Origin of the sequence: Pseudomonas sp. B16120 (assembly GCF_044218845.1) — a bacterium.
GTDB lineage: Bacteria > Pseudomonadota > Gammaproteobacteria > Pseudomonadales > Pseudomonadaceae > Aquipseudomonas > Aquipseudomonas paracarnis.
In genome coordinates, this window is sequence record NZ_CP162588.1 from 754,656 (window position 1) to 769,930 (window position 15,275).

4 protein-coding genes are annotated in these 15,275 nt (G+C 60.6%); 3 read left to right on the forward strand and 1 reads right to left on the reverse strand.

The window, feature by feature from the left end; genetic code table 11:
- Positions 1-160 precede the first annotated feature (160 nt).
- From AB4P90_RS03765 to AB4P90_RS03775, 3 genes are all read left to right on the forward strand, one after another.
- Positions 161-7,096 (forward strand): dermonecrotic toxin domain-containing protein, encoded by a 6,936-nt coding sequence (locus tag AB4P90_RS03765; RefSeq protein ID WP_395605667.1) that lies wholly within the window; start codon positions 161-163, stop codon positions 7,094-7,096.
- A gap of 230 nt (positions 7,097-7,326) precedes the next feature.
- On the forward strand, positions 7,327-8,265 hold the full coding sequence (locus AB4P90_RS03770) for a DnaJ C-terminal domain-containing protein (protein ID WP_060767964.1): 939 nt from the start codon (positions 7,327-7,329) through the stop codon (positions 8,263-8,265).
- 83 nt (positions 8,266-8,348) lie between these two features.
- A complete protein-coding gene (locus AB4P90_RS03775; protein WP_395605668.1) occupies positions 8,349-13,520 on the forward strand; it encodes a dermonecrotic toxin domain-containing protein in 5,172 nt (1,723 codons plus the stop codon).
- Here the strand turns inward: AB4P90_RS03775 and ureC are convergent.
- Positions 13,517-15,217: an urease subunit alpha gene (gene ureC / locus AB4P90_RS03780; protein WP_020301612.1), complete on the reverse strand. Its 1,701-nt coding sequence runs from the start codon at positions 15,215-15,217 to the stop codon at positions 13,517-13,519. The genes AB4P90_RS03775 and ureC overlap by 4 nt on opposite strands.
- Between the last annotated feature and the right edge of the window lie 58 nt (positions 15,218-15,275).

The window sequence follows — 15,275 nt, forward strand, 5'->3', positions numbered from 1 at the left end:
GGTTCCGGTCAAAAAACGGCCGCGCAGTGTATGTCACTCGCGAGCGGATGCGTAGACCGGTGATCCGTAAATCAGTGCGTAATCGCGCTACATAGCTACGTCTTGAACCGGCGGGTGCTTGGTTAGGCTGCGGTTTTACTGCCCTCACGGACGAACTGCTATGCCTGATGCAACCTTCAATGCCGACCTGCGCGGCGTGCATTACGACTTTCTCAAACAACGTGTGCCGAACTGGTTCAAGGAAGGTACGCCGCAACGCCAGGAAGAACTGGGCAAGCACGAGATGGATATTCCTGCCTGGTACCTGGCCGCCACCCACACGGACAAAACCACCCTGGCGGCGCAGCATTCACGCTTTCGTGAAACGCTTAATTCGATTGAGGCGCACCTGGGCCAGATTGAAGACGTCCTGACATTCGCCGAGCAACCGCTGAAAGATGCGATCAAAAAGGAGTTCAATCTGGAGCTGGATGTACGCAATGTGTTCTTCGTGCGCAAGTATGGCTCCAAAGGCGCTCGCGATGACTTCTACGGTGCCTTTGTTTTCGAACAACAAAATGACGCATCGCTGACCTACACATACCGCGGCATTTCATTGCTGGAAGCCGCCCTGGCCAATTTCGAGGCCGATGAAGAACAGCCCTGCGCGTGCACCGATTGCCAACTGATCACCACCTTCAACCCGCAAAACCCCAACATCATTGCGAGCTTCGCGGCGGTCAATGCCCAAGCTGTAGCAATCGCCCCCCACGCGTTCGCCAAGCTCTGCCGCACTCTGGACCTGGGCGCGCTTTACCAGGCGCATATCAAGGCGGTGGTTGAACCTGCAGACGCCGGCGAGCGCCAGGCACTGCAGCAGCTACTGGAAGAACACCAGCGCCAGCAGCTTGCAGTGTGCATCGAGATTGCCAGGCTGCAGTTGAACGGAGCGCTGAGTGCCGATGCCTATCGAATGCTCAAGCAGGTGGTGACCGGTTCTGATATCCCCAGGCTTGGTGGGAAACCGGTGACTTATGCCGCACTTAAAGTATTCGATAGCGTGTTGGTAGGGCCGCTTTTGATCGGGCCCGATCGTCAAAATACGAGCCGCTCCGAGCCGCTGGTGGTGTACATCCCCGGTGACCCCCAGCAGCCCGTCAAGGAATATGCGTCAAGTAGCGAGTTCATGGCTGACTTGCGCACACGCCTGCACAGCGCATCGTATCGACGCTTTTTCAGCCGCTTTGTGCCGGTGCGCGACCAAGGCGGTTTTTTCGCCCGGTTCAATCGGTTGTACCAGCCTGCCAACAACGGAAATGGCGGGGCAGACTATCCGCTGCGCACACCGTTAGCGCGGTTGCCGATGCAAGACTGGGTCGTTGCCGGTGACCTGTGGCAGCGCAGTCGCCAAGCACATATCAGCAAGATTTTGAGTGATGCACGTGCCGTGGCCGTGCCCACTGAAGATGAAGACCGCAAGGCTCGGCTCGAACGTTTGGAGAGCTTTTTCGACGCGGCTGTCAGCGTGTTCAACCTGGCCGCTTTTGTAGTGCCGGGGCTGGGGCCGATCATGCTCGCGGTGGGTGCTTCGCAAATGTGCTACGAAGTGTTCGAGGGCATTGAGGCCTACGAACAGGGCGAGCCGCGCCAGATGTGGGCGCATTTCGCTTCCGTGGCGCTGAACGTTGCCTTCATCGCCGCCGGTTCCAAGGTGTTGCCTGCCGTCAAATGGCAGAGTGCGGTGGATCATCTCAAACCGGTGACGCTGCCAACAGGCAAGCAGGTGCTGTGGAACCCTGATCTTGCGCCCTATGCATCGCCACTCAAACCTTTGCCCGAGGCCAAGCCCGATGCGTTGGGCCTGTACGAGCACGAAGGCCAACAGTTGGTGCCGTTCGACGACTCCCATTATCAGGTCAAGCAAGACCCACACACAGGTCAATACCGCATCCAGCATCCGAGCCGTCCCAATGCCTATGCGCCGGAACTGGAGCACAACCATAACGGGGTCTGGAGCCATGAACTGGAGCAACCGCTGACGTGGGACGAGCCCACGCTGCACAAGCGCCTGGGCCTCGTCGGACAGTCCGAACCGCTACGTATCAGCGGCGTCGAGACCGATGCGTTGCGCCAGACCATGGTCGATCATGAGCCGCTGCCGCTCTTGCTGGACGACACCCTCAAGCGCCTCGAACTGCACCGGCAACTCAGCACCTTTGTCGAGCAAATCAAAAGCAGCGACCCGCTGGTGTACCAGAAAGCCGATCCTGTGCTGCAATTTGACATGCTCCAGCGCCGCGGTTTGCTGCCCGATAACGTACCGCTTAAAGTCATTGGCCCCACCGGCGATGTGCTGTGGGAAACCGCCGATGCGCCAACTTCAGTGCGCAAGCGTGTGATAGTGCTGACCGAAAGCACCGTGGCTCAGGGCCGCTTGCTCAGGGAGTTGCTGTACACCTTGCAGGGTGTCGACCCGCAGCTCAAGGAGTTCCCGGGTAGCCCCGATCAATCCCTGGACGTTCGCTGCGGCCAACTGCGCCAGTACCTCGGCGATGCCGTGCAGAGTCTCAAGGGGCCGTTGCTGGAAGAACGCTACCGAGCGCTGAACCCCGCGCCCGATGCGGATGTACAACGTGTGCTGGACGCATTCCCGTCCTTGCCGACCCTGGCGGCCGAGCGGCTGTTGCAAGGGGCTGCGGCAAACGAACTGGAGGCCTTGCGCAGCAGCGGTCGCTTGCCTGAGCGATTGGCCGAGCAAGCGAAATGGTGTGCCCAGCAAACCCGTGTGGCGCGTGCCTACGAGGGCCTGCACCTGGACACTCAGACCGGACTCGACAGCCATCGCTTGGCCTTGCGCACCCTGGAAACGTTGCCAGGATGGCACCGAGGTTCGCGGCTGGAGTTACGCCAGTATTCCCCTGAGGGCACGGTGCTCGATGCCATCGGCTCACCCGATTTCCCGCACAAGCGAACCTTGGTGCTGCTGGAGAGCGGCGAATTCCAGGCTTCCATGCCCGGCGATTTCTACAGTGCCATCTGGGAGCAACTGGCGCTCGACGAGCGTCAGCGCCTGGGCCTGGGCAGCGCCGCTGAGCTCAAGCAGGCGATTCAGCGCAGCCCTTTACCACGCACGGAGCTGCTTACGGTGCTGGAGGCCAACCCACTGCGCAAACCGGAGTATGACCCGATGGTTCGTCTGTTGGGTGGCGGGCCGGGGTTTCGTCTGTTCAGGAAAATTGGCAACGCGTTGCGCACGGACAGAGGGCGTGTACGGCAGTTGTTTCCCAGCTTCAACGAGGAGCAAATCACCGCGTTTATCCAATCCTTGGGTGATGACGTGACTGGGGGACTAGCGCGGCGGGAGGAAGAGTTTCGGGCACTGAAAAAAACCTTGAAGGTGTGGTGGCGCGCCCAAGGGCCGCAAGCCATGAATGCCTACAGCGTTCAGACAGAGCTGGTCAATCAAGTCGTGCGTTGCTGGCGGCGGGAAACCGGGGCGTCACTGAAGCTGCATTACGGCAGGGGGGAACGGTTTGATTTGCCGCCAGTGAGTGCAGATTTCAGTCATGTGCAACACCTTGAGCTGTCCGACATCAGTTGGTCGAGCAACGCGGGCAAGTTTCTCGACAACTTCAGGCATCTGGAGGGTTTGAAGATCTTCAATGGCGACGTTGCCGAATTTGCGCCTGTGATCGGGGAAATGAAAAATCTGACTTCGTTGAACATCACCTTCAGCGGGCTTCGATTGACACCGCACAGTGCGCACTTGTTAAGCCGGCTCAGCGCGCTTGAAAACCTGGACCTGATGCATAACCCGTTAGGTACATTGCCCGACTTCAGTGGTATGCCAAACCTCACGGAGTTGAACTTGCGCGGTACGCAGATTGACCGGTGGCCTTCTGGATTAACCAGCCTGACCGGATTAAAGCGTGTCGACCTGTCGAATAACCGACTGAAGGAGGTCCCCGCGCAACACTTGACGCCGCCGGCGGATCAGCTCGAAGCGGTCGTGCGCACGAATAACGTCACCATCGTGCATGGCAACCCCTTTGCGGCCGACTATTGGCAGAAGTTCGACCAGTATTGGAAGAACCTGACGCAGAACCATCCGCGGCTCCTGCGAGGCGCCCTTGAGGACGCCTTCGACAGCGCGAATCCAAGGCTTCGGGTTATGCAGAAACTATACCCGAACAACAGCGTGCAGTTTTCCAGGGGGATGATTTGGGCGTTGGGCGAGGCCGCCGAGGCAGAGCTGGCGTCGCGTGAGCAGGCATTTGACACGCTGCTGCGTCAGTTGGAGGGCTGGCGGTTCTCCGGCGGCGGTGAGCGCCAGCGCTATGTGCGGGTTGGGCAACGTTCCACCGAGGTGGCGGCACTGAGTGATCGCGCAACGGCCCAGCAACGTATCTTGAGTTGCTGGCGCAGGGAAACCCCGCAGCAACTCACCCACGCGGGTGACCCCTTCGGTCTGGAGCTGGACCTCAGTGGCCTGAACCTGCCGAGCCTGCCTGATCTGGATGCGGATTTCAGCCATGTCGGTTCACTCAAATTGAGCAACATGAACCTCAATACGTCGCCTGAAGGTTTTCTCTCTGGCTTTCGAGGCGTGCGCTGGCTGGACCTGTCGAGTAACCGGTTGCGCGAATTGCCACCGGCGCTGGGGCAGATGCAGGGCTTGACCCGGCTGTCCCTGCAAAACAACCGGATACGCCTGACCCCCGATTCTGCAGCGATGCTGTCGTCACGCACCACGCTCAGGGCGTTGCTGCTCAATTCAAACCCACTGGGTATCACGCCGGATTTCAGTCAAATGTCGGATCTGCGTTCATTGGGCATGGGGGCAACCGGCATTGATAGCTGGCCGACGGGCTTGGGTGGCCAACCAAGCCTGGATGCGGTGTACCTCAGAGGTAACAATATTTCCACATTGCCCGATTCGCTGATAGCCCCGCCGGAAGAGCAACTGGCACAGACCCTGCGCGTCACCCGTGTGACCGATCTGGATTTGAACCCGCTGTCGGTCGAGACGCGACAACGCATAGTCGCTTACGGCAACCGGCTAAGTGCGGGAGAACGAGCCACTAACAGGCTGGTCGCCAGCGTCATGCGGGTGGCTGATCGTCCTGTGGTGTTGGCTGCCACTGATGCTCCGTTCCGGCGCTGGTCCACCGGGTTCTCCACGCAACAGGTTGCGCAGCGCAGACTTCAATGGGCCGCCCTGCAGGCCTTGCCCGGTGCGCAAGGTTTCTTCGAAGTGCTGCGTGACCTGGAAGTCGCACCAGCAGGCCATGCAGACTTGCAGCGGCGCGTGTGGGACGTGATCGATGGCATCACGCAAAACAGCGCCGAGTCCGAGCAGTTGCGCAAGGAAGTGTTTGAATGGGCGGGCCGGGCGGCCTGTTGTGATCGCGCGGCCCTGACCTTCAGCAACCTTGAGATCCTGCTGATGACCCACAACGCCAGGACCCTCGCACTGGACGCGTCCCAGGGAGCGGCGCTGCTGAAACTGTCCAGGGGGCTGTTGCGCCTGGAGGAGCTGGAGAAGATCGCACTGCAAGATATCGATCAGCGTAGAACTGCGATCCGCAAGCGCGACGACTTGACCTCCGCTCAGCGCGAGGTGGAGTTCAGCCGCTTGGAAGAGGTGGAGATTCGGCTGGCGTATCGTCATGGCCTGAAGGATCGCCTTGAGTTGCCGGGCCAGCCGCAACAGCCACGGTTCGCCCGTCTGGGTAATGTCTCCTTGGAGATGCTTAATGATGCCTATCAGCGAGTCATCAGCCTGGATAACTCCGCACAGGAGTTTCAGGCCGTGCTTTCAAGGGACTTCTGGAAAGATTATGTGGCGAACAAATACCGCGCACGGTTTGAAGTACAGAACGAGCCCCATCACCAAAAAATGGATACTTTGCGGCGTGATTTCGAGGCTGGGACGTTATCGCGCGCAGCCTACGATGCCAAGGCCGAGGAGTTGCAGGCACAGTTTGCGATTGAAGAAGCGCAGTTGATTGAAACCTTGACCCGCGATGAAGTGGCGCAGGCGTTGGTACCCACGGCAACGCTTGAGGCGCTGGTGGAAAGCACCTCCGTGAACCTGCAACTTTCCCAGGCGCAAGCCATTGAATTCAATGGCAAGCAATATTTTGTCGCGAGCATGCCCGACGCGGGCGACGGTGAGTACTACGTGCTGTGGGTACAGGCGGTGGACAATCCGTTGCTGTTGACCAGCAGCGGTGTGATTGCCAAGCCTGATATCACCGGGGTCTGGAAGCGCCGGGGCCTGAGGGGCGGGATGGTACCGCAAGGTTCGGACGATGAATTTGTGGAGGCCTCGGAGTCCATGCCGGTGCGGCCATACACGGCGGGCGAACTCAGCTATATGCGCCGTGAAATCCATTTCACGGCCAATCCCAATCCGGCCGGCAGCTACGTCCGTGCCAACAACGGCAAGTATCCGCTGAGGGATTATCAGGGACGGCCTATTCGAATCAGGTCGCTGGAGAAGCAGGTGACCCAGGACTCGGGCGCCCACTACACCTCGGCGCAGATCAAGCCTTACATCCAGTTCGAGGGATATGAACAGGTCGGCGCGCGCTATGAAGCGCAACTGCAACTGCGCACGTTCACCGAACAAGACGTGAAAGTGCCGGGCGAGAAAGCGTTGATCGGCCAGTCGATGGTGGTGGCCAACCGCCGAATCGCCAAAGGCGAAATCGTCGGTGTGTACGGCGGTACCGTGCTGCCGTTCGGTATCTTCGGGCCTGGCGAACAGACCTATACCATGAAGGTGGGCAGCCAGAGGGTTGCCCACGGGAACACGCTGGTGGAAGAACCGATTCACTTGTCGGGTGACAACATCCTGTCGCGAATCAACACCCACTTTGAGTACGACGAAAACGGCACACCCCTGCGCCAGGCGTTGGGAGGCTACAACGTTGAGACCGTGGCTTTCGACGTCGAGGCCGACATGTGGCTGGGCGTGGGGCCTGACGCGCAGATCAAGCGCAAGCCATTTTTACTCAATGCCATTTTCGCTACCGAAGATATCGCCGCTGGCACCGAGTTGCGTTTGGACTACCAGTACACCGAAGACATGATAAGAGGCCGATTTGCCTGATTCTTGCGTTGCGGGTAACGCGTCTGTCGTCGTAAATAGACGCGTCCTATCTTGAAAGTCCATGTTTTGCCCCAATCTTGTGGGCATATCCAGGCGGTACACAGCCATTGCATTGATGCCGTGTATCGCCATTTAACTTATGACGCGCCCTGACATCAATTCCCAGGCTGCCAGCCATGGCGTGCCGTGTGGCGGGCTGCGCGATATCGATAACGGATGGTGATGCCCCCATGGATTTCAAAGACTACTACAAGATTCTCGGTGTCGAGCCAACGGCTGACGACAAGGAGATTAAGTCGGCTTATCGCAAGCTGGCGCGTAAATATCACCCGGACGTGAGCAAGGAAAAGGATGCCGAAGCCAAGTTCAAGGACGCGTCCGAAGCCTATGAGGCACTGAAAAGTGCTGACAAGCGCGCCGAGTACGACGAGCTGCGTAAATACGGCCAGCATGGCCAGCCGTTCCAGGGGCCGCCGGGCTGGCAGAGCCGTGGCGGCTTTGGCGGTGGCCAGGACGCGGGCGACTTCTCGGATTTCTTCAGTTCGATCTTCGGCTCGCGCGGTGACGCTTTCGGTGGCGGCCAGCGCCGTCCCGCCGGGCGCAAGGGCCAGGATGTGGAGATGCAGTTGACGGTGTCGCTGGAAGAAACCCTGTCGACCGAGTCCAAGCAGATCAGCTTCCAGGTGCCCCAGTACGATGCCTCCGGCCGGCACGTCAGCAATACCGTCAAGAGCCTGAACGTGAAGATCCCGGCCGGTGTGGCCGATGGCGAGCGCATTCGCCTCAAGGCCCAGGGTGCGCCTGGCATTGGTGGTGGGTCCAATGGCGACTTGTACCTGATCATCAAGTTTGCACCACACGCCAAGTTCGAGGTGGATGGTGAAAACCTGATCATCAACCTGCCGCTGGCGCCGTGGGAGTTGGCGCTGGGTACGGAAGTCGCGGTGCCCACGCTGACCGGCAAGATTAATCTCAAGGTGCCCGCCGGCAGCCAGAACGGCCAGCGCATGCGCGCCAAGGGCCATGGCTTGCTGAACAAGGCCGGGCAGCGCGGTTATCTGTTCATCCAGCTCAAGGCTGTCATGCCCAAGGCGGCGGATGATGAGGTCAAGGCGTTGTGGGAGGCCCTGGCGCAAAAGGCTGCGTTCAATCCGCGCGAGCAGTTCTGAACAGATCATTGATTTAGTTAGCGCCAGCCGCAAAAACGGCGTGCCTAGGATGACAACCTCTTCCAAGAAAAGGTTGTCATCCCATGCCGGACTTTCAGGTCATCGACCCCGCCACCCCGCCTCCTGGTGAGCAGGGCCAGCATTACGAACTGATCAAGCAGGCGATCCCCACTTGCCTGGTCAACAGTTCGCCCTCCCGTCGCAAGGCCCTCAAGGACACGCCGCCGGCTATTCCCCGCTGGTATGACGCCGCTTCCCAGGCACGCAAAGATCAGCTCAAAGTGTTGCTGGACGCCCGTTGCGAGTCGCTCAACGAACTGGAGAAAACCTTCAGTCCCATACGCTCGGAGCAAGCGTTTGCCCAACCCTTGCTGGAAGCCGAGCTAAAGGCTATCGGCCACGAGCTGGACGTCAATCAAACCTGGTTGCGCCTGTATGTACCGGTCGAAGATGCCTTTGGCGTGAAGACCGGTGGCTTCAGGGTCAAAACGTTCTCCCTGCTGCACGCTGCCCTCGGCAACTTTGAGCAACGGGAGACTCGAGAGGGCTATTTCAACAGCGCCTCAGGTTTCATTACCCAACCGGACGTGCGCGATCATTTCGAGCGCCACACCACGACCCTGAAGATTCATGCGTTCACCCAGCTGTGCCGAGACCTGGACCTGGGCAAGCAGTACCAGGCTCACCTGCGGGCGCAATTGAAACCTGACGACGCCAAATCCCAAGCCGAACTGCGCGAACGTTATGTCCGGCATCAGAAAGCCGCCTTCAAGGCGGCGGCGTACCTGGCATTGCTCAAAGGCGACATTGGCGACAGCGACCACGCGCTGCTGATGCGCGTGGCGGCCGGGGAAAAACACATCCTCAGCGACGGCAAGCCCATCGGGTATCGCAGCCTGAGCCTGATGAACCTGCATGTGCACGATTGCCTGGTCATCGACACTTGCGCCAAGCCTGGCTACACCTGCTGGGTCATCGTCTATATTCCCGATGACCCCGACCATCCCATCAAGCGTTATGAAAGCTTCAATGACTTTCGCAATGATTTGACCGAGCGCCTGAGCGCGAAAACCACCCAGCAAGCTGACCGCTCCCAAGGCTGGAAGGCTACGCCGAACCAGCATTTTTTTGCCCGGTTCGTTGCCGACAAAGACCGCGCCTACTACTACAAACGACTAACCGAACTGGTGCTGGACGCACCTCCCCAGCCGTTTGGTGCACAGGCCTTGCGATCGGAGTGGGGGCGCTTGCTGACTTCTCCGTCCTTTGCCACGCCTTCGACACTGGGCGAACCCCAGCCCTACGTGCGCGTACATGCCGCTGCCCCTGAATTCAACATTCGCGCCCACACCCTGACGGACCTATGGCAAGTTGCAGACCTGTGGACCTATCGCCTGGGCAGCCTGCGTACGCGGCTGTTCGAGAACGCCCGGCATCGTGCGGTGAGCACCTCCGATGTCGATGAGGCCTCGCGTTCACTGCGCGCTGCGCATTACCTGAGTATCGGCCTGTTCGGCCTGAACCTGGTGGCCATGGCGGTGCCGCCGCTGGGTGTGGTGATGGCTGTGGCGATGGCCGGGCAACTACTTTACGAAGTCATCGACGGTGTTATCGAGCTGAGCGAAGGCGACCGCGAAGCGGGCTGGGCGCACATCACCGACGTGGTGGAAAACCTGGCGGCGCTGGCGGTACAGGCAGCCGTGGTGCACTTCACCGTGTCGCCGTTTATCGAGCAGCTCAAATCCGTTACCCTGCCCAGTGGCAAGACTCGGCTCTGGAAACCCGACTTGTCGGCCTATGAGCACACCGCGTCCCTCCCTTCAGTGGCGGCGGATGAGCAAGGCCTGCACCGGCACAACGGCCAGACCGTGCTGCCGTTGGAGGGCAAACGCTATGCCGTGCAACAAGACCCGCTGACCGAGCAATTCCGCATCCTCCATCCCACACGTGCCGAGGCCTATCAACCGATATTGAAGAGCAACAGCGCTGGCCTCTGGAACCATGAAGTGGAACGCCCGCACACCTGGGAAGGCGCCACGTTGATGCGGCGATTGGGCCCGGTGACGGAGGGCTTCAGCGATGCCGAGTTGGAGCAGGCGCGCAGCGTGGCGGCTGTGAGTGAGGACGTGCTGCGCCGCGTGCATGTGGAAGGCGAGCCGGTGCCGGCGATCCTGCTCGACACCCTGCGCCAGTTCAGGGCGTATCGCGATGCGGTGAACGTCGCCGAGGGCATTCGCCAGGGCTCGCTCAGCAGCGCACTGTGCAGCTATGCCGCATCCCTGGCGGTGGAGTCGCCGGGATGGCCAGCGAGCAAGGCGATCGAGGCATTTGCCGGCACCGAGTTGAGCGGACCGTCGATCAAATACGGTAATCAGCAGGCCGCGGCGGCGGACACCGTGCAGGTCCACCGCGCCGATTTGATGAGCGGCCAGTTGCCCATACGCATTATCGAAGCGCTCAGCGAACCTCAGCGCGATGCTCTGGTGGGCAGTTACACCGCCCGCACACCCGAGGCGAGAACCGAGGCCCTGAGATTGAAACTCGAACAAAGGGCCATCGAGGTGCGCGAGCGGTTGATGAAGAGTATCTACGTCGAGCAGCAGCCACCCTCCGACACCGCGATTATGCTGATCCAGCGCGACTTCAGTGGCGTGCCGACGATTTTGGCGCGCGAAGTGCTGGTGGACGCGACGCCGAGCGAGCGCGACACGATGAACCGCGCCAAGCGCATTCCCCTGCGCCTCGCTGAAAAGGCGCGCCGGGCGCAGCAGCAAATGCGCCTGACCCTCGCGTATGAAGGCTTGTACCTCGACGCGTTGGCCGGCCCAGACACCGAAACCCTGGCCCTGCACACACTGCCGGCACTGCCCGGCTGGTCGGACAATTTGCGCCTGGAAGTTCGCGAAGGCCGGTTTGAAGGCCCATTGCGCGCCAGCTTCGGCCCCCTGGAGGCGAGTAGTCGCAAGGTGTTGGCACGCATGGAGGATGGGCGTTACCAAGCCTTCGATGAGCGCGGCCAGCACCTGCATGGGCTCAATGGTTTCTATGGTGCTTTGCAGCATGCGTTGACCGATGCCCATCGCAACGCGATTGGCGTGCCCCACGTCGGCCAGGGTGAGCAATTGAAGGGGTTGATCAAGCAGCATGCAATAGGCCGAGTACCGTTGCGCAAAGCCTTGGGCATGTCGCCGGAAAAACTGCCTTTTTTTCGACCGCCCAGCGTGTTGCCGGGTGAGCGTCGCGGCTATCCATTGAGCGGGCGGGGTGGCACTGAGTGGGAAAAAATCACGCGCGAGCGGATCCGCAGCCTGTACCCGCAAATCACCCGGGACGAAATGCTCGCCCTGATCAACGAGCGCGGCGCGCTGGACCTGAGCTGGCTGCGTGCGTTGGAGCAAGAGTACAAGACCCTGCAGGCCACCTTGCACAACTGGTTGAGCACACCGCCCCAGGGCATGGAGGCGTTCGGTGACCAGCAACGCCAGGTGCTGAGGGCCAGGCGCAAGATTTATACGGCGCTGGATGACGCCTGGAGAAAGGTCGGCCCACGGCACTACGATCGAAATGGGCGCCTTTTGGGGCAGAAAATCGAATGGTTGGAAGACGACCTGGCACAGCAGCTCAGAACCTTGCCCGCACTGACTGCAAACTTCGACCATGTCAGCTACTTGGGCATTGTGGGAACCGAAGGCTCGCAGCTGACGGATGCGGATGTGCAGCCACTGCTCGCCAACTTTCGCGGTCTGCGTCGATTAGGGATCGAGGCTGCTCAACTGACAAGCGTGCCGTCAGCCATCGAACAGATGCCGCATTTGCAGCGGTTGCATTTGGGCGGCAACGATATTGTCCTGACGCCTGAAGACGTCCTGCGCTTGAAAGATCGGGTGCGTCTCAAGGAGTTGTTTTTGGACATGAACCCACTCGGCTTGCCACCCGATGTTGGGCGCATGCCGCGCTTACAGACCTTGCTGCTCAATGACACAAGCCTGGAGGAGTGGCCTGCCAGTGTGTTCCGTGTGCCCAGGCCGGAAAATTTCATTCTGGATATGCGGCAGAACCCGATAGCGCGGATTCCCGAGTTCGCGCCGGGCTCGGATAAGGCACTGATTGTGGCGAAAACCTTCCTCACCCGTGAAGAGCTGACGCCTGAGCTGCTTGCTCAATTCAAGCGGTACATCGAGGCCGCTGGCCGGGATCCGGATCGCCAATTGCCGAAAAGGGGCGCGCTCGACAGCGAGCAGTGGAAAACCGGTTATTCGGCGCAGGAATGGCCCTCCAGGCAAGTGTTATGGGACATGCTTGAAGGCTCGTTTGGCTCTGAGGGCTTTTTCAATCTTCTTCGTGCCGTCAGGCACTCCGGGGACTCGACAGGCAGGGGCGGCGTATGGTTGCCGGAATTGACCGCCAAAGTCTGGCGCATGCTTGAGGCGATGGGCGAAGACGCCGAATTACGCGAACACTTGTTCCTGATGGCCCGGGACCCAGCGGCCTGCGTGGACGCCGGGGCGCAGTTGTTCAATTCGATGGGCGTTGCCGTGCTGCATTGGTCAGCCTACTTCAGCGAGGATGTCGACGCCGTGCGCAGGGCCGTGTTCAACCTGGCCAGGAGGAAATGGCGCCTTGATGAGCTGGGGCGTATTGCCCATGCTCGCGTCGCCGAGTTGCAGGAGCAGGGCGCCAGGTTTCCCGAGTATGATGCCCAGGGCCTGCGCATTGAGCATTACGATGGCGCCGGTAATGTGATCGCCGATATCGACGAAGTCGAAATCTATCTGGCGTATACGGTGCCGCTGGCCACCCGGCTGGACTTGCCCTGGCAATCCAGAAGCATGATGTTTCGCGAGGACTATGTCACGGCGCCGATGGTGGAGGCGGCATTCCAGCGCGTACAGCTGCAGGATCAGGGCGCGCAGTTGCGTGACAATCTGCTGGAGCAGCCGATGTGGACTGACTTCCTGCAGCGTGCGCATCAAACTGATTACGCGCTGATTGCCGAAAAATTCGACGCCCTGATCGACTATGAGGCCGCGCAGGCACAATGGGCCGCCGCTGCCCACCTCCCCGAGAGAGCGAGGCAGGCCCTGCGTCAAACCATCAGCCAGACAGCCCGGCGCCTGGGCCGATCGGCTTCGGAAAGTGAACCGGGGCAACTGATGCCCCAGCAAGACTACGATGACACCTTTGGCCGCATCAATGCCGAGCTGATCACCTTGAACCAGACACTGACCGATCAAGCGATCAGCGCCATCCTCTAGAACAGGAAGTACCGCTGGGCCATCGGTAACACCTCGGCCGGTTCGCACCACAGCAACTGACCGTCAGCCTTGACCTGATAGGTTTGCGGGTCAACCTCGATATCCGGCAGGTAATCGTTGTGGATCAGGTCGGTTTTCTGCACATCGCGGCAACCCTTGACCACCGCGATCTGCTTCTTCAGGCCCAGGGCCTCGGGCAGTCCGGCCGCCTGCGCGGCCTGGCTGATAAACGTCAGGCTGGTGGCGTGCAGGGAGCTGCCGAAGCTGGCGAACATGGGGCGGTAATGCACCGGCTGCGGCGTCGGGATCGAGGCGTTGGCGTCGCCCATCAGGCTCGAAGCAATGGCGCCGCCCTTGAGGATCAGCGTGGGCTTGATGCCGAAAAAAGCCGGGCGCCACAGCACCAGGTCGGCCCATTTGCCGACTTCGATGGAGCCGACGATATGGCTGATGCCGTGGGTGATCGCCGGGTTGATGGTGTATTTGGCGATGTAGCGCTTGGCGCGGAAATTGTCGTTGCCGGGGCCGTCGCCGGGCAGCGGGCCACGCTGTTTTTTCATCTTGTCGGCGGTCTGCCAGGTGCGTGTGATCACCTCGCCGACGCGGCCCATGGCCTGGCTGTCGGAGCTGATCATCGAGAACGCGCCGAGGTCGTGCAGGATGTCTTCGGCGGCGATGGTTTCGCGGCGGATGCGGCTTTCGGCGAAGGCCACGTCTTCGGCAATGCTCGGGTCCAGGTGGTGACACACCATCAACATGTCCAGGTGTTCGTCGATGGTGTTACGCGTGAACGGCCGCGTCGGGTTGGTGGAGCTGGGCAGCACATTGGGGAAACCGCAGGCCTTGATGATGTCCGGTGCATGGCCGCCACCGGCACCTTCGGTGTGGTAGGTGTGGATGGTGCGGCCCTTGAGCGCGGCGAGGGTGGTTTCGACAAAGCCCGACTCATTGAGGGTGTCACTGTGGATCGCCACCTGCACGTCGTAGGCATCGGCGACGCTCAGGCAGTTGTCGATGCTCGCCGGCGTGGTGCCCCAGTCTTCGTGCAGCTTCAAGCCGATCGCACCGGCCTTGACCTGCTCGATCAGCGGCTCGGGCAAACTGGCGTTGCCCTTGCCGGTAAAGCCAATGTTCATCGGGAACGAATCGCTGGCCTGCAGCATCCGCGCAAGGTGCCACGGGCCGGAGGTGCAGGTGGTGGCGTTGGTGCCGGTAGCCGGCCCCGTGCCGCCGCCGATCATGGTGGTGACGCCGCTGGTCAGGGCCTCTTCGATCTGCTGCGGGCAGATGAAGTGCACATGGGAGTCGATGCCGCCCGCCGTGAGGATCATGCCTTCCCCGGCGATCACTTCGGTGCTGGCGCCGATGGCCATGGTCACACCGGGCTGGATGTCCGGGTTGCCAGCCTTGCCGATAGCGTGGATGCGGCCGTTCTTGAGGCCCACGTCAGCCTTGACGATGCCCCAGTGGTCGATGATCAGCGCGTTGGTGATCAGCGTGTCGACCACTTCATGGGCGAGCAACTGGCTCTGGCCCTGGCCGTCACGGATCACCTTGCCGCCGCCGAATTTGACCTCTTCGCCGTAGACGGTGAAGTCCTGTTCCACTTCGACGAACAGTTCGGTGTCGGCCAGGCGCACCTTGTCACCGACGGTGGGGCCGTACATGTCGGCGTAGGCTTGGCGGGTGATTTTCATGTGTGTGCCCTGAAGAATAGGTGTTGAATGTGAAATCGCTATCGCAGGCAAGCCAGCT

Bases quoted from the DNA above. Each gene is read 5' to 3' on its own strand.
- AB4P90_RS03775 (WP_395605668.1), top strand. From the start codon at position 8,349: ATGCCGGACTTTCAGGTCATCGACCCCGCCACCCCGCCTCCTGGTGAG.
- AB4P90_RS03765 (WP_395605667.1), top strand. From the start codon at position 161: ATGCCTGATGCAACCTTCAATGCCGACCTGCGCGGCGTGCATTACGAC.
- AB4P90_RS03770 (WP_060767964.1), top strand. From the start codon at position 7,327: ATGGATTTCAAAGACTACTACAAGATTCTCGGTGTCGAGCCAACGGCT.
- ureC (WP_020301612.1), bottom strand. From the start codon at position 15,217: ATGAAAATCACCCGCCAAGCCTACGCCGACATGTACGGCCCCACCGTC.